The organism is Lentzea albida (genome assembly GCF_900111005.1).
Taxonomy (GTDB): Bacteria; Actinomycetota; Actinomycetes; order Mycobacteriales; family Pseudonocardiaceae; genus Lentzea; species Lentzea albida.
Genome location: NZ_FOFV01000003.1, coordinates 406026 through 419967, shown reverse-complemented (window position 1 = coordinate 419967; position 13942 = coordinate 406026). Strand labels below are relative to the sequence as shown.

General features: G+C 70.3%; 12 protein-coding genes and 1 pseudogene. 10 read left to right on the top strand and 3 right to left on the bottom strand.

Going from position 1 to position 13942, the window contains the following annotated elements; genetic code table 11:
• Window positions 1-68 precede the first annotated feature (68 nt).
• Entirely contained in the window at window positions 69-416 is a 348-nt protein-coding gene (locus tag BMY74_RS10980) for a nuclear transport factor 2 family protein (RefSeq protein ID WP_245786033.1), read from the bottom strand.
• A gap of 19 nt (window positions 417-435) precedes the next feature.
• The gene (locus tag BMY74_RS10975) at window positions 436-1167 is read right to left on the bottom strand and encodes a putative protein N(5)-glutamine methyltransferase (RefSeq protein ID WP_089913709.1); all 732 of its coding nucleotides are present in this window, start codon (window positions 1165-1167) and stop codon (window positions 436-438) included.
• A 127-nt stretch (window positions 1168-1294) separates the two neighbouring features.
• Here BMY74_RS10975 and BMY74_RS10970 point away from each other — a divergent pair, with 127 nt between their 5' ends.
• The 8 genes and pseudogenes from BMY74_RS10970 (at window position 1295) to BMY74_RS10935 (ending at window position 10519) form a co-directional block, all read left to right on the top strand.
• Complete coding sequence (locus tag BMY74_RS10970) at window positions 1295-1822, top strand: TetR/AcrR family transcriptional regulator (protein WP_089914301.1); 528 nt, start codon at window positions 1295-1297, stop codon at window positions 1820-1822.
• A complete protein-coding gene (locus tag BMY74_RS10965; RefSeq protein WP_089913706.1) occupies window positions 1819-2550 on the top strand; it encodes a TIGR03084 family metal-binding protein in 732 nt (243 codons plus the stop codon). The genes BMY74_RS10970 and BMY74_RS10965 overlap by 4 nt, the downstream gene beginning before the upstream one ends.
• Window positions 2551-2597: 47 nt before the next feature.
• A pseudogene (locus BMY74_RS10960) lies at window positions 2598-4069 on the top strand (acyclic terpene utilization AtuA family protein).
• A complete protein-coding gene (locus BMY74_RS10955; protein WP_089913703.1) occupies window positions 4066-5178 on the top strand; it encodes an acyl-CoA dehydrogenase family protein in 1113 nt (370 codons plus the stop codon). Before BMY74_RS10960 ends, BMY74_RS10955 begins: the two are co-directional and overlap by 4 nt.
• Window positions 5178-6728 (top strand): acyl-CoA carboxylase subunit beta, encoded by a 1551-nt coding sequence (locus BMY74_RS10950; RefSeq protein WP_089913700.1) that lies wholly within the window; start codon window positions 5178-5180, stop codon window positions 6726-6728. Before BMY74_RS10955 ends, BMY74_RS10950 begins: the two co-directional genes overlap by 1 nt.
• A gap of 5 nt (window positions 6729-6733) precedes the next feature.
• Complete coding sequence (locus tag BMY74_RS10945; protein WP_089913697.1) at window positions 6734-8566, top strand: ATP-binding protein; 1833 nt, start codon at window positions 6734-6736, stop codon at window positions 8564-8566.
• Entirely contained in the window at window positions 8563-9702 is a 1140-nt protein-coding gene (locus BMY74_RS10940) for an acyl-CoA dehydrogenase family protein (RefSeq protein ID WP_089913693.1), read from the top strand. The genes BMY74_RS10945 and BMY74_RS10940 overlap by 4 nt, the downstream gene beginning before the upstream one ends.
• Window positions 9703-9715: 13 nt before the next feature.
• A complete protein-coding gene (locus BMY74_RS10935; RefSeq protein ID WP_089913690.1) occupies window positions 9716-10519 on the top strand; it encodes an alpha/beta fold hydrolase in 804 nt (267 codons plus the stop codon).
• Here BMY74_RS10935 and BMY74_RS10930 read toward each other — a convergent pair.
• Entirely contained in the window at window positions 10459-11358 is a 900-nt protein-coding gene (locus tag BMY74_RS10930) for a hypothetical protein (protein WP_089913687.1), read from the bottom strand. The genes BMY74_RS10935 and BMY74_RS10930 overlap by 61 nt on opposite strands.
• A gap of 179 nt (window positions 11359-11537) precedes the next feature.
• Here BMY74_RS10930 and BMY74_RS10925 point away from each other — a divergent pair, with 179 nt between their 5' ends.
• Window positions 11538-12698, top strand: coding sequence for a S8 family peptidase (locus tag BMY74_RS10925; protein ID WP_089913684.1), 1161 nt, complete (start codon window positions 11538-11540; stop codon window positions 12696-12698).
• Between the two features lie 80 nt (window positions 12699-12778).
• Entirely contained in the window at window positions 12779-13852 is a 1074-nt protein-coding gene (locus tag BMY74_RS10920) for a S8 family peptidase (RefSeq protein WP_342716679.1), read from the top strand.
• Window positions 13853-13942: the final 90 nt, after the last annotated feature.

Below are 13942 nucleotides of genomic sequence, written 5' to 3'. Positions count from 1 at the left end.
TGATCGTCCTGCTGTGATCGTCCTGCTGTGATCGTCTGAGTGGACGCCCTCTTCCCCGGGGTGTCTTCTTACTCGGCCCACCCGCCCTGGGCCATCGTCTGGAACTTCCACTCGCCGCCGACCCGCGTGAGCAGGTCGCCGTAGCGCACCGTGATCCCGTTGATCGTGCCGTCCGTGATCACGAAGACCAGGTTGTCGTTGATGAAGTGCGGCGTCCTGGTGGACTCCATCTGCACGTCACCGCCCAGTTGGGCCCCCATCTGCTCGAGGAACGTCGCACGGTCCCACGACGTGGCCGACCCGTCCGTGACCGTGTTGATCGGGAACAGGGCCATGTCGGCCATCGCCTCGACGTCGCCCTTCACCGCGAGCGCGTCCCACTTCTCGAACCACTGCATGACCTCGTCGTACGACATACCGTACATTGTACGGAAGTTAGCGCGTGCCGACCACCGCATTTGTGTCGTCGCTGGTCACGAGCTCGGCAGTGAGGCCGGCGGCGGTGAACGCGGCGAGTGCGGCCGGTGCCTGGCGCTCGCTGGTCTCGCTCAGCAGGGTGCCGCCGGGGCGCAGCCAGGTCGCGGCCTGGGCGGCCACCCTGCGCAGGACGTCGAGGCCGTCCTCGCCGCCGTCGAGCGCCACGCGTGCCTCGTGGTCGCGGGCCTCGGGCGGCATGAACCGGATGTCCTCGGTCGGCACGTACGGGACGTTGGCGACCACGACGTCGATGTGGCCGCGCAGGTGCTGCGGCAGGGCGTCGAACAGGTCGCCTTCGAACACGTTCGTGAGGTTCTGGCGGGCGCACGCGACCGCCGCCGGGTCGATGTCGGCGGCGTAGACCGTGGCGTCCGGGAGCCTGTGCCGGAGGACCGCGCCGACCGCGCCCGAGCCGCAGCACAGGTCGACCGCGGTCGCCGGCTTCAGGTCGGTGGCGAGGTCGACCAGGAGTTCGGTGCGGTGGCGGGGGACGAAGACGCCCGGTGTGACCACGATCCGGTGGCCGCAGAACAGCGCCCAGCCGACGACGTGTTCGAGCGGGAGGCCGCCGGCGCGTCGCGCCACCAGTTCTTCCAGGTGCCGGGGGCTGGTGGCGGCTTCTTCGAGCAGTGCGGCCTCTTCTTCGGCGAACACGCAGCCGGCGGCCCTGAGTCTCTCCACGGTGGTCATCGAGGTGCGACGGTACGCCGGACGTTTACAAGCAGGCTTGACTGTTTGTTTGTTCGGCGGAAGACTCGGCGGCGTGGAGACGAGGCAGCGCCAGGCCGACCGCACGCGGGAGACGAAGCGGAAGCTGATGGAGGCGACCGTCGAGTGCCTGGTGGAACGCGGCTGGTCCGGTACGACGACGACCGAGGTGGCCGAACGCGCCGGGGTGTCGCGCGGCGCGCAGCTGCACCACTTCCGCACGCGCGGTGAGCTGGTGGCGGCGGCCGTGGAGCACGTGGGCGCGGAGAGCGTCGAGGTGCTCAAGCGGCGTGCCGAGATGGCGGAGAAGAGCACGCACGCCGTCGTGGAGATGATCGCGGACTTCCACGCCAGCGACCTGTTCACGGCGGCGCTGGAGCTGTGGGTGGCCGCGCGCACCGATCCGGAGCTGCGCGAGCAGGTGCTGGAGCTGCAGGCCCGGCTGGGGCGCGAGGTGTACGGGCTGGCGCTGGAGCTGCTCGACGTCGACGACACCAGGCCCGGTGTGAAGGACGCGGTGCAGGCAACCCTTGATCTCGTGCGCGGGCTGGCGCTCGCCAACCAGCTCGCCGACGACACCAAGCGCCGGGCGCACGTGGTGCGCTACTGGGCGCGGATGCTGGAGGAACAGCTGTGATCACGGAACTGCTGGCCGACCTCGACGCGGAGTCGCGTTCGCTGGACGAGATCGTCGAGGGGGCCGACTGGACCGTGCCGACGCCCGCGGAGGGCTGGACCGTCGGGCACCAGATCGGCCATCTCATGTGGACGGACAAGGCCGCGATCCTCGCGATCACCGATCCCGCGGCGTTCCAGGCGCAACCGCTGACCGCCGACATCGTGGACAGGACCGCGGCGGAGGCGGCCGCGCTGCCGGACCTGCTGGAGCTGTGGCGGGACAGCCGGAACGCGTTGCGGGAGCACCTCGCCCAGGCCTCCGGGAAGATCGTCTGGTTCGGGCCGCCGATGAGCCCGGCGTCGATGGCCACCGCGCGGATCATGGAGACCTGGGCGCACGGGCAGGACGTGGCGGACGCCCTGGGGGTCGTGCGGGAGCCCACCGCGCGCATCAGGCACGTGTGCCACATCGGCGTGCGGACGATCGGCTTCGCGTTCCTGCTCAACGGGCTGGCGGCGCCGGAGGCGGAGGTGCGCGTCGAGCTGACCGGGCCGTCCGGTGAGGCGTGGACGTGGGGGCCGGAGGACGCGGAGAACCGGGTTTCGGGGCCCGCACTGGACTTCGCGTGGCTGGTCACGCAGCGGCGCAACCGCAAGGAGCTCGCGATCGAGGCCGTCGGGCCGGTGGCGGAGGAGTGGCTGCCGATCGCGCAGGCGTTCGCGGGGCCTCCCGGTGGTGGCCGGTGATCAGGATCGGCAACGCGTCCGGTTTCTACGGCGACCGGCTGTCCGCGATGCGCGAGCAGCTGGAGGGCGGGCACCTCGACGTCCTGACCGGCGACTACCTGGCCGAGCTGACCATGCTGATCCTCGGGCGCGACCGGATGAAGGACTCGTCGCTGGGGTACGCGAAGACGTTCCTGCGGCAGATGGAGGACTGCCTCGCTCTGGCGCTGGACCGGGGCGTCAAGATCGTGGTCAACGCCGGCGGGCTCAACCCCGAGGGGCTGGCGCGCAAGCTCGACGCCAAGGTCGGGTACGTCACCGGTGACGATCTCAAGGCGCGGTTCCCGGAAGCGTTGACCGCCAACGCCTACCTGGGCGCGTGGGAGATCGCGGACTGCCTGAAGCAGGGCGCGCAGGTCGTGGTCACCGGGCGGGTGACGGACGCGAGCCTCGTGGTCGGGCCCGCCGCGGCGCACTTCGGGTGGGCGCGCGACGACTGGGACCGGCTGGCCGGTGCCACCGTCGCCGGGCACGTGCTGGAGTGCGGGACGCAGGCCACGGGCGGCAACTACTCGTTCTTCACCGAGATCGACGTGACGCGGCCCGGGTTCCCGATCGCCGAGATCGGTGAGGACGGGTCGTCGCTGATCACCAAGCACGACGGCACGGGTGGGGCGGTCACCGTCGACACCGTCACGGCGCAGCTGCTCTACGAGATCGGGGCGCCGGAGTACCTGGGGCCGGACGTCACGACGCACTTCGACACGATCCGGCTGGACGAGGACCCGCGGGGCGTGCGGATCAGCGGGGTGAAGGGCTCTCCGCCGCCGGACACGCTGAAGGTGTGCCTGAACACGCTGGGCGGGTTCAGGAACTCCACGTCGTTCGTCCTCACCGGACTCGACGTCGAGGCCAAGGCCGCGCTCGTGCGGAGGCAGCTGGAGAACGCAATCGGTGACGAGGGGCTGACCTGGACGCTGGCGCGGACCGACCAGGCCGACGCGGCGACCGAGGAACAGGCCAGCGCGTTGCTGCACGTGACCATCAAGACGACGGATCCCAAGCGGGCCAAGGGGTTCAGCCGGGCCGCCATCGAGCTGGCGCTGGCGAGTTATCCGGGGTTCCATGTGACGGCGCCGCCGGGCGACGGGACGCCGTTCGGGGTCTACAAGGCGGCTTATGTGGGCCGTGACGAGGTCAGCGCCAAGGCGGTGATGCTGTGAAGCGGCCGCTGGGAACGATCGCGGGTGCGCGCAGCGGGGACAAGGGCGGCGACGCGAACCTCGGCGTGTGGGTGCGTTCGGACGAGGCCTACGAGTGGCTCAACGGGTTCCTCACGGTGGAGAAGCTTCGCGAGCTGCTGCCGGAAGCGCAGGACGTGAGCCGGTACGAGCTGCCGAACCTCCGGGCGCTCAACTTCGTGCTGCACGGCCTGCTCGGCGACGGGGTGGCGAGCAGCACGCGGTTCGACCCGCAGGCCAAGGCACTCGGCGAGTGGTTGCGCGGCAGGGTTGTCGAGATCCCCGAGGAGCTCCTGTGATCACGAAGGACCTGTACGAGCGCAAGGAGTTGCGGCAGCTCGTCCGCGACTTCACGCGCAAGGAGATCGCGCCGCACCTCGGGCAGTGGGAACGCGACGGCGAGGTGCCGCGTGAACTGCACGAGAAGGCCGCGGCGATCGACCTGCTCGGCATCGGGTTCGAGCAGGGCGACCTGCTGGACACGGTGGCGCTGACCGAGGAGATCATCCAGAACGGCGGGTCGTCCGGGCTGGTCGCGGCGCTGTTCACGCACGGCATCGCGATCCCGCACATCTGGCAGAGCGGGAACCAGGACCTGATCGAGAGGTTCGCGAAGCCCGCGATCCGCGGCGAGAAGATCGGCAGCCTCGCCGTCACCGAACCCGGCGCCGGCTCCGACGTCGCGGCGATCAGGACGAAGGCCGTGCGGGACGGCGACCACTACGTCGTCAGCGGCGAGAAGACGTTCATCACCTCGGGGTGCCGGGCCGACTTCGTCACGACCGCGGTGCGCACCGGGGGCGAGGGCTACCAGGGCATCTCGCTGCTGGTGGTCGAGGACGGGTTCACCCGGCGCAGGCTCGACAAGATGGGCTGGCACTGCAGCGACACCGCCGAGCTGCACTTCGACGACGTGCGCGTGCCGGTCGCGAACCTGGTCGGTGAGGAGAACCAGGGCTTCGTGCAGATCATGCGGCAGTTCCAGGTCGAGCGGATCACGATGGCGGTCGAGGCCTACGCGACGGCGCAACGGGCGCTGGACCTCACCGTCGAGTGGGTGCGCGGCCGCGCGACGTTCGGCAGGCCGCTGATCACCCGGCAGGTGGTCAGGCACAAGCTCACCGCGATGGCGCAGAAGATCGACCTGGCGCGGACGTACGCGCGGGAGGTCGCCGCGCGGATCGACCGGGGCGACGACTGCGTCACCGAGGTGTGCTTCGCCAAGAACGCGGCCGTGCAGACGTGCGCCGAGGTGGTCGACGAGGCGGTGCAGCTGCACGGCGGCATGGGGTACATGCGGGAGTCCGAAGTGGAGCGTCACTACCGGGACGCCCGCATCCTCGGCATCGGGGGCGGGGCGAGTGAAGTGATGACCGAGCTCGCGGCACGACGATTGGGGTTCGCCTGATGGGCAACAGGGAGGCGCTGCTCGCGAAGATCGCGGGACTGGACGCCGAGCACGCCAAGGCTCTCGCCGGAGGCGGGCCGAAGTACGTCGAGCGGCACCACAGGCGCGGCAAGCTCCTCGCCCGCGAGCGGGTGGAGCTGCTGGTCGACGAGGACAGCCCGTTCCTGGAGCTGTCCCCGCTCGCGGCCTGGGGCACGGACTTCCCGGTGGGGGCGTCGGTCGTCACGGGCATCGGGCGCGTCGAGGGCGTCGAGTGCGTGATCGTCGCGAACGACCCGACGGTGCGCGGCGGGTCGTCGAACCCGTACACGCTGCGCAAGTCGCTGCGGGCCAACGACATCGCGTTGCAGAACCGGCTGCCGCTGGTCAGCCTGGTCGAGTCGGGCGGCGCGGACCTGCCGACGCAGAGCGAGATCTTCATCCCCGGCGGGCGGGCGTTCCGCGACCTGACGCGGTTGTCGGCGGCCGGGATCCCCACGGTGACGGCGGTGTTCGGCAACGCGACGGCCGGTGGCGCGTACGTGCCGGGCATGTCCGACTACGTGATCATGATCAAGGACCGCTCGAAGGTGTTCCTGGGCGGGCCGCCGCTCGTCAAGATGGCGACCGGTGAGGACGCGGACGACGAGTCGCTGGGCGGCGCGACCATGCACGGCGCCACGTCCGGGCTCGCGGACTTCGTGGCCGAGGACGAGACGGACGCGATCCGGCTGGCGCGGCGGGTGGTCGCGCGGCTGAACTGGCGCAAGCTCGGGCCGGAACCGGCTCCGGTCGAGGAACCGCTGTTCGACGCGGAGAGCATCCTCGACATCGTGTCCGAGGACCAGCGGGTGCCGTTCGACCCGCGGGACGTCATCGCGCGGCTCGTGGACGGGTCGAGGTTCGACGAGTTCAAGCCGTTGTACGGCAACAGCCTCGTCACCGGGTGGGCGCGGATCCACGGCTACCCGGTGGGCGTCCTCGCCAACGCGCGCGGGGTGTTGTTCAGCGAGGAGTCGCAGAAGGCCACGCAGTTCATCCAGCTCGCCAACCAGAGCGACACGCCACTGGTGTTCCTGCAGAACACGACCGGGTACATGGTCGGCGCGCAGTACGAGCAGGGCGGCATCGTCAAGCACGGCTCGATGATGATCAACGCCGTCTCGAACAGCCGGGTGCCGCACCTGACGATCACGATGGGCGCGTCGTACGGCGCCGGCAACTACGGCATGTGCGGCAGGGCGTACGACCCGCGGTTCCTGTTCACCTGGCCCAACGCCAAGTCGGCCGTGATGGGGCCCGCGCAGCTGGCGGGCGTGCTGTCGATCGTCGGGCGGCAGGCGGCCGCGGCGAAGGGGCAGGAGTACAACGAGGAGCACGACGCCGCCATGCGCAAGATGGTGGAGGCGCAGATCGAGGAGCAGTCGCTCGCGCCGTTCCTGTCCGGGAAGCTCTACGACGACGGTGTGATCGACCCGCGCGACACCAGGACCGTGCTCGCCCTCTGCCTCTCCGCTGTCCACAGCGGACCGATCAAGGGCGCCGACGGCTTCGGCGTCTTCCGGATGTGAGCGCCATGATCAAGTCGTTGCTGATCGCCAACCGCGGCGAGATCGCCCGCCGGATCATCCGCACCTGCCGGGCGAACGGGATCCGCACGGTGGCGGTGTTCTCCGATCCCGACGCCGGCTCGCCGCACGTGCGGGAGGCGGACTTCGCGGTCCGGTTGCCCGGTGCGTCGCCGTCCGAGACCTACCTGCGGGCCGACCTGCTCGTGGAGGCGGCTGTTCGCGCGGGTGCGGACGCCGTCCACCCCGGTTACGGGTTCCTCTCCGAGAACGCCGAGTTCGCGCGGAAGGTGCAGGCCGCCGGACTGACGTGGGTCGGGCCGGAGCCCGACTCGATCGAGGCGATGGGGTCGAAGGTCGCCGCGAAGAAGCGGATGGCAGCGGCGGGCGTGCCGACGCTGCCGGAGCTCGACCCGGAGACCGTGACCGAGTTCCCGGTGCTCATCAAGGCGTCGGCCGGCGGTGGCGGGCGCGGCATGCGGATCGTGCGGGAGAAGGGCGAGTTCGCGGACGCGCTGGCGAGTGCGCGGCGCGAGGCCGAGTCGGCGTTCGGTGATCCGACGGTGTTCTGCGAGCCGTTGCTGGAGCAGGCGCGGCACGTCGAGGTGCAGGTCCTCGCCGACGCGCACGGCACGGTGTGGGCGCTCGGCGAACGCGAGTGCTCGATCCAGCGGCGGCACCAGAAGATCGTCGAGGAGTCGCCCAGCCCGGCGGTGGGCGACGAGGTGCGCACCCGCCTGTTCGCCGCGGCGACGGCGGCCGCGGAGTCGATCGGGTACGTCGGCGCGGGCACCGTCGAGTTCATGCTGAAGGGCGAGGACTTCCACTTCCTGGAGGTCAACACGCGCCTGCAGGTCGAACACCCGGTGACCGAACTGGTGTACGGCGTGGACCTGGTCGAGTGGCAGCTGCGGATCGCCGAGGGCGCGCGGCTTCCCGCTGACGTGCCGGAACCGCGCGGGCACGCGATCGAGGTGCGGCTCTACGCGGAGGACCCGGCGAACGACTGGCGTCCGGCGAGCGGCACGCTGCACCGGTTCGAGGTGCCCGGGGACGTCCGGCTGGACAGCGGTGTCGAGGACGGGTCCGTGGTCTCGGTGCACTACGACCCCATGCTGGCCAAGGTGATCGCGTACGCGCCGACCCGTCGTGCGGCGGCGCGCAAGCTCGCGACCGCGTTGGAGAGCGCGCGGATCCACGGGCTGATCACCAACCGCCAGTTGCTCGTGGACATCCTCGGGAACGAGGCCTTCCTCGACGGGGAAACGCACACCGGGTTCCTCACCGAGCACGACTTCACGAGAACCGTTGACCCGCAACCGTTTGCGCGCGCGGCCGCACTGGCCTCCGCCGCCACGCGCAGGATCGGGACGTTGCCGCTGGGGTGGCGCAACGTGCGGTCGCAGCAGCCGAAGGCGAAGTTCCTGCACGGCGACGAGCTGGTCGAGGTCGAGTACGACCCGCGGGAGGCCACCGCGGACACGGTGGTGCTCGACCTGGACGGTGTGCGGGTTCCGTTCCACGTCAGCAGGTACGGCGATGTCGTCGAGGTCGACTCGCCGCGGGGATCGGTGTCGCTGAAGGTCGTGCCGCGCTTCCCCGAACCGGAGACGAAGCTCGCGCCGGGCGCCACCGTCGCGCCGATGCCCGGGACCGTGGTCAGGGTGTCGGTCCAGCAGGGTGACCAGGTCGAGGCCGGGGCCGAGCTCCTGGTGCTGGAGGCGATGAAGATGGAACACCGGGTGCTCGCGACGAACGCGGGCACCGTCATCGAACTCCTGGTCGAGCAAGCACAGCAGGTCAACGCCGGCGACGTCCTGGCAGTGGTGGAGGAATCGTGAGCTTCGTCGAGTCCGAAGAGCGGATCGCGCTGCGCAGGGCCGTCGCCGAGTTCGGCGCGAAGTACGGCCAGGACTACTTCACCGCCAAGGCACGCGCGGGGGAGAAGACCACCGAATTGTGGGAGGAGGCCGGCAAGCTCGGCTACCTCGGCGTGGCCGTGCCGGAGGAGTACGGCGGCGGTGGCGGCGGCATCGGTGACCTCGCGGCGGTGTGCGAGGAGCTGGCGGCGGCCGGGTGTCCGTTGCTGCTCATGGTCGTCTCGCCCGCGATCTGCGCCACGGTGATCGCGCGGTTCGGCACGGACGAGCAGAAGTCGAAGTGGCTGCCCGGTTTCGCGGACGGCACGCTGAAGATGGCGTTCGCGATCACCGAGCCGGACGCCGGGTCGAACTCGCACAGGCTCAGGACGAACGTCCGCCGCGACGGCGACGAGTGGGTGCTCAACGGCGGCAAGACCTACATCTCCGGTGTCGACGAGGTCGACGCGGTGCTCGTGGTGTCGATCCTGGAGACCGGGCCGGTGCTCGTCGTCGTGCCGACGGACGCCGAGGGCTTCACCTGGCAGGAGATCGAGATGGACCTGTTCATGCCGGAGAAGCAGTTCACGCTGTTCTTCGACGACGTGCGGCTGCCGTCCGACGCGGTCGTCGGCTCGCCGGACCAGGGGCTGCAGCAGGTCTTCGCCGGGCTCAACCCCGAACGGATCATGGGCGCGAGCATGGGGACCGGGTCCGCGCGGCTCGCCATCGCCAAGGCGGTGAAGTACGCGCAGGAGCGGAAGGTCTGGGACACCCCGATCGGCGCCCACCAGGGGCTCGCGCACCCGCTGGCGAAGGTCCACGTCGAGGTCGAGCTCGCCCGGCTGATGACGCAGAAGGCCGCCGCGCTCTACGACTCCGGTCGTGACAGGGAGGCGGGCGAGGCCGCGAACATGGCCAAGTACGCCGCGGGTGAGGCCATCGCGGCCGCGGTCGACCAGGCGATCCAGATCCACGGCGGCAACGGGTTGAGCCGCGAGTTCGGGCTCGCGTCGATGCTCGCGTCGTCCCGGCTGTCCCGCATCGCGCCGGTCTCGCGGGAGATGGTGCTCAACTTCGTCGCCCAGAACTCGCTCAAGCTGCCGCGCTCGTACTGACACACTGCGGGGCATGGGGACTTTCAGGAACTCGGACGGGCTCGGCCTCGCCTACCACGGTGAGGCCGACGACCCGGTGATCTGCCTGCCCGGCGGCCCGATGCAGGCGTCGTCCTACCTGGCCGGCCTGCCGCTGGACGACGTGATCAGGCTGGACCTGCGCGGTACCGGTGAGTCGGAGGAGGCGGGGTACTACCGGGTGGACCGCCAGGTCCACGACGTGGAGGCGCTGCGCCGGCACCTCGGTCTCGAGCGGATGCGGCTGCTCGGTCACTCGGCCGGTGCCACGCTCGCGATCCTTTACGCCGTGCGGTTTCCCCAGCGCGTCGAGGAGCTCGTGCTCGTCGCGCCGAGCCCGCGCGTGGTCGGCATCGACGTCACCGACGACGACCGCCGCGAGGTCGCGCTGCGGCGTGGTGGTGAGCCTTGGTACGCCGAGGCGATCGGGGGGTTCGAGGAGATCTGGGCGGGCAGGGTGACGCCCGAGGCGTTCGCGCGGATCAGCCCGTTCTTCCACGGCCGCTGGGACGACGCGGCGCGGGCGCTCGACGACCACCCGCGCAACCAGAAGGCGGCCATGGAGTTCTACGCCGACGGCGCGTTCGACCCGGCGCGCGTGCGCGAGAAGCTCCAGGAGTTCGACGTGCCCACGCTCCTGGTCGCCGGGGAGCACGACGTGTCGTTGCCGCCGGGCCGTGCGCGCGAGTACGCCGGGCTGTTCCCGCGCGCGACGCTGGTCGTGCAGCCCGGCGCCGGTCACTTCCCCTGGGTGGACGACCCCGTGGCGTTCGCGGCGACGGTCCAGCGCATCCCGTAGAGGCCGGGACCGAAGTCGAGCGCGGCGGCGTGCGCGTACCCGCCCTCGTCCACGGGGACGGGGCGTGCGCCGCCGGAGGTCTCCGTTCCCGCCGACCCGGACGCGAATTGCTCGCAGGACGCGGGCGGTTCCTCGAATTTGATCTCCAGCACGTAGTCGTGGACGCGCTCCGCGAACCGCCGGAAATGCGTGTGCTCGGCCGTCGGGTGCGGATAGATCAATTCGTACTCGATCGCGATCGAGTCGCCCGCGGAGATCGGCTCGTCGAACACCATCTCCGCGACGAGCACGCCGTTGGTGCGTTCCCTGGCTATCCGGCCGACCCGGCAGGAACGGACGGCCGTGACGGCGGGCTGCGCGGAACCCGTTTCCTGGCAGAGGATCCAGCGGTCCACGCCGGTGGTGATCGCCTGCATGACCTGTCGTGAGCGGACGCCGCGCACACCGCCGCAGGGCGCGACGTCGACCCGGTCGTGCTGGGCGGTCACCACGAGCCCCGAACCGTCCCACGCCGACCGCGCGGGCTGCTCCCGCCTGCGTGAACGGCCCCGGGGCCTGGGCGGGCCCAGCAGGCGGCTCAGGGCGGTCTCGGGCAGTCCCAGCACGTTCTCCAGCTGTGCGAGGGCCATCAGCGACTCGGGTCTCTCGGGTCTGCGGCGACCCGACTGCCAGTAGCTCAGCGCCGTCACGCTGATCGGCGCTCCCCGCACCTTCAGGCGGTGCTGCAACCGTTCGAGACTCAGTCCCCGCACCTGGATCGCGACCCGCAACGCGTCCGCGAACGGACCCGTCACGAGAAGGTCGGCGAGCTCCTCGCGCGGTGGGTAAATCGTGAGCATCACTCCTCCGTTTCACGGAGTCAAGATCGGAAGGCTATCGGCAGCAAAGGGAACGCGGTACAGCCGATCGGCGGTTTTGTCCGGCTTGGGAACTCGGCAGGTTCAGATCTCGGGACTATTACGCCGCCAATAGTCCGAGTGGGTTCCTGCAGCATCCCTGCGACGAACAGGACTGCACAATGCGCAAGACAGCGACCCTCGTGGGCTCGGTGATCATGATCGCCGCGTTCGCCTCGCCCGCCACCGCCGCGGCCGGTGAGATCCGCGTCTCGCCCGGCCAGAACATTCCCGGCTCCTTCATCGTCAAGCTGAAGGACAACGCCGTCACCGCGAGCGCGCAGACGCTCGGTTCCCGGTTCGGCGGCCAGGTCGGCCACGTCTACGACGCGGTGTTCCAGGGCTTCTCGGTGAAGATGAGCGACGCGCAGGCGCGCAGACTCGCCGCTGACCCCTCGGTCGAGTACGTGGAACGCGACCAGGTCGTCAGCATCCAGGCCACCCAGGTCAACCCGCCGTCGTGGGGGCTCGACCGGATCGACCAGCGCAACCTGCCGCTCGACCAGCGCTACACCTACAACTCCACCGGTTCCGGCGTGAACGCCTACGTCATCGACACCGGTGTCCGCATCACGCACCGCGACTTCGGCGGCCGTGCCCGCAACGGTTACGACTTCGTGGACAACGACGCCGTCGCGCAGGACGGCAACGGACACGGCACGCACGTCGCCGGCACCGTCGCGGGCACGCTGCACGGTGTCGCCAAGCAGGCCACCATCATCGGTGTCCGCGTGCTGAACAACTCCGGCTCGGGCACCATCGCCGGTGTCGTCGCGGGCGTGAACTGGGTGGCGAACAACCACGTCAAGCCCGCCGTCGCCAACATGTCGCTCGGCGGCGGCGCCAACACCTCGCTCGACAACGCGGTGTCCGGCGCGATCACGCGCGGCGTGACGTTCGCCGTCGCGGCGGGCAACTCCAACGCCAACGCGTCGGGCTTCTCGCCGGCCCGCGTGGCCGCGGCGCTGACCGTCGGCTCGACCGAGCGCACCGACGCGCGGTCGTCGTTCTCCAACTACGGCGCCGGTGTCGACGTGTTCGCGCCCGGTGGCGGCATCACCTCCGCGTGGCACACCAGTGACACGGCCACGAACACCATTTCCGGCACCTCGATGGCGTCGCCGCACGTCGCAGGCGTGGTGGCCCGCTACCTGCAGGGCAACCGGAACGTGACGCCCGCCCAGGTGGCGACCGCGATCACCTCCAACGCCACCAACGGCAAGGTGACCAACCCCGGCCCGAGCACGACCACGCGGCTCCTGCACTGGCCGCCGACCAGCTGATCCCCGCCCTGAGATGTGCGGCCCCGGCTCTGTTCGCGAGCCGGGGCCGTTTTCCCTGCACAGGAAAGGAAACCCTGCCCGTGAGAGCCCTGCTGGCAGTCGCCGCCCTCGGTGCTGCGGTCGTGGTCGCCCCGGCGTCCGCGGCCACCTCGTCCTACATCGTCGTGCTCCGTGACGGCGCGGTGTCGTCGTTCAGCGGCGCGGTCGAGCACACGTATTCCAGTGTCTTCAACGGTTTCAGCGCGCGCCTGACGTCCTCGCAGGTCCGCGCGCTGAAGGCCGACCCGAACGTGTCCTCCGTGGAGCGTGACGGGATCGTGCACGCCAACAGCGTCCAGCTCAACCCTCCCTGGGGGCTGGACCGCGTCGACCAGCGCGCGTTGCCGCTGGACCAGCGCTACGAGTACACGACCACGGGCCGTGGCGTGAACATCTACGTCATCGACACCGGGCTCCGCGTGACGCACGCGGACTTCGGCGGCCGGGCGCGCAACGGCTGGGACACCGTCGACAACGACGCGATCGCCCAGGACGACAACGGGCACGGCACGCACGTCGCCGGAATCGCGGCGGGCACGAAGTACGGCGTGGCCAAGCAGGCCACGGTGTGGGGCGTGCGGGTGCTGAACGGGTCGGGCTCCGGCACGATCTCCGGTGTCATCGCCGGAGTGGACTGGGTGACGCGCAACGCCGTGAAGCCCGCCGTGGCCAACATGTCGCTGGGCGGTGGCGCTTCCGCGGCCCTCGACACCGCGGTGAAGAGGTCGATCGACTCGGGCGTGTCCTACACCGTCGCGGCGGGTGGCAGCAACACCGATCCCGGGAACTCCTCGCCGCAAAGGGTTTCCCAGGCCATCTGCGTGGGCGCGCTGACGCAGACCGACACCAAGTCGTCCTCGTCGAACTACGGGCCGCTGGTGGACATCTGGGCAGCAGGGGTGAGCATTCCCTCCGCCTGGAACACTTCCGACACGGCGACGAACACGCTGAGCGGTTCGTCGATGGCCGCACCGCACGCGGCCGGTGTGGCGGCACGGTTCCTGGAACGCAACCGCACCGCGACACCCGCCCAGGTGGAGAGCGCGCTGGTTACCACGGGCACCCCCGGCACGCCACCCGTCACTCGTATCCTCTACTGGCCGCCATCTCTGTGAATGGTCAATTGTCCGGCAATGCAAGGGCGTCTTATTCCTTGGACGCCCTTGGCAGGAACCGGTTCTCTCCATAACGTCGAAAGCGCTTCG

Bases quoted from the DNA above. Each gene is read 5' to 3' on its own strand.
- BMY74_RS10980 (WP_245786033.1), bottom strand. From the start codon at position 416: ATGTCGTACGACGAGGTCATGCAGTGGTTCGAGAAGTGGGACGCGCTC.
- BMY74_RS10975 (WP_089913709.1), bottom strand. From the start codon at position 1,167: ATGACCACCGTGGAGAGACTCAGGGCCGCCGGCTGCGTGTTCGCCGAA.
- BMY74_RS10970 (WP_089914301.1), top strand. From the start codon at position 1,295: ATGGAGGCGACCGTCGAGTGCCTGGTGGAACGCGGCTGGTCCGGTACG.
- BMY74_RS10950 (WP_089913700.1), top strand. From the start codon at position 5,178: ATGGGCAACAGGGAGGCGCTGCTCGCGAAGATCGCGGGACTGGACGCC.
- BMY74_RS10945 (WP_089913697.1), top strand. From the start codon at position 6,734: ATGATCAAGTCGTTGCTGATCGCCAACCGCGGCGAGATCGCCCGCCGG.
- BMY74_RS10935 (WP_089913690.1), top strand. From the start codon at position 9,716: ATGGGGACTTTCAGGAACTCGGACGGGCTCGGCCTCGCCTACCACGGT.
- BMY74_RS10930 (WP_089913687.1), bottom strand. From the start codon at position 11,358: ATGCTCACGATTTACCCACCGCGCGAGGAGCTCGCCGACCTTCTCGTG.
- BMY74_RS10925 (WP_089913684.1), top strand. From the start codon at position 11,538: ATGCGCAAGACAGCGACCCTCGTGGGCTCGGTGATCATGATCGCCGCG.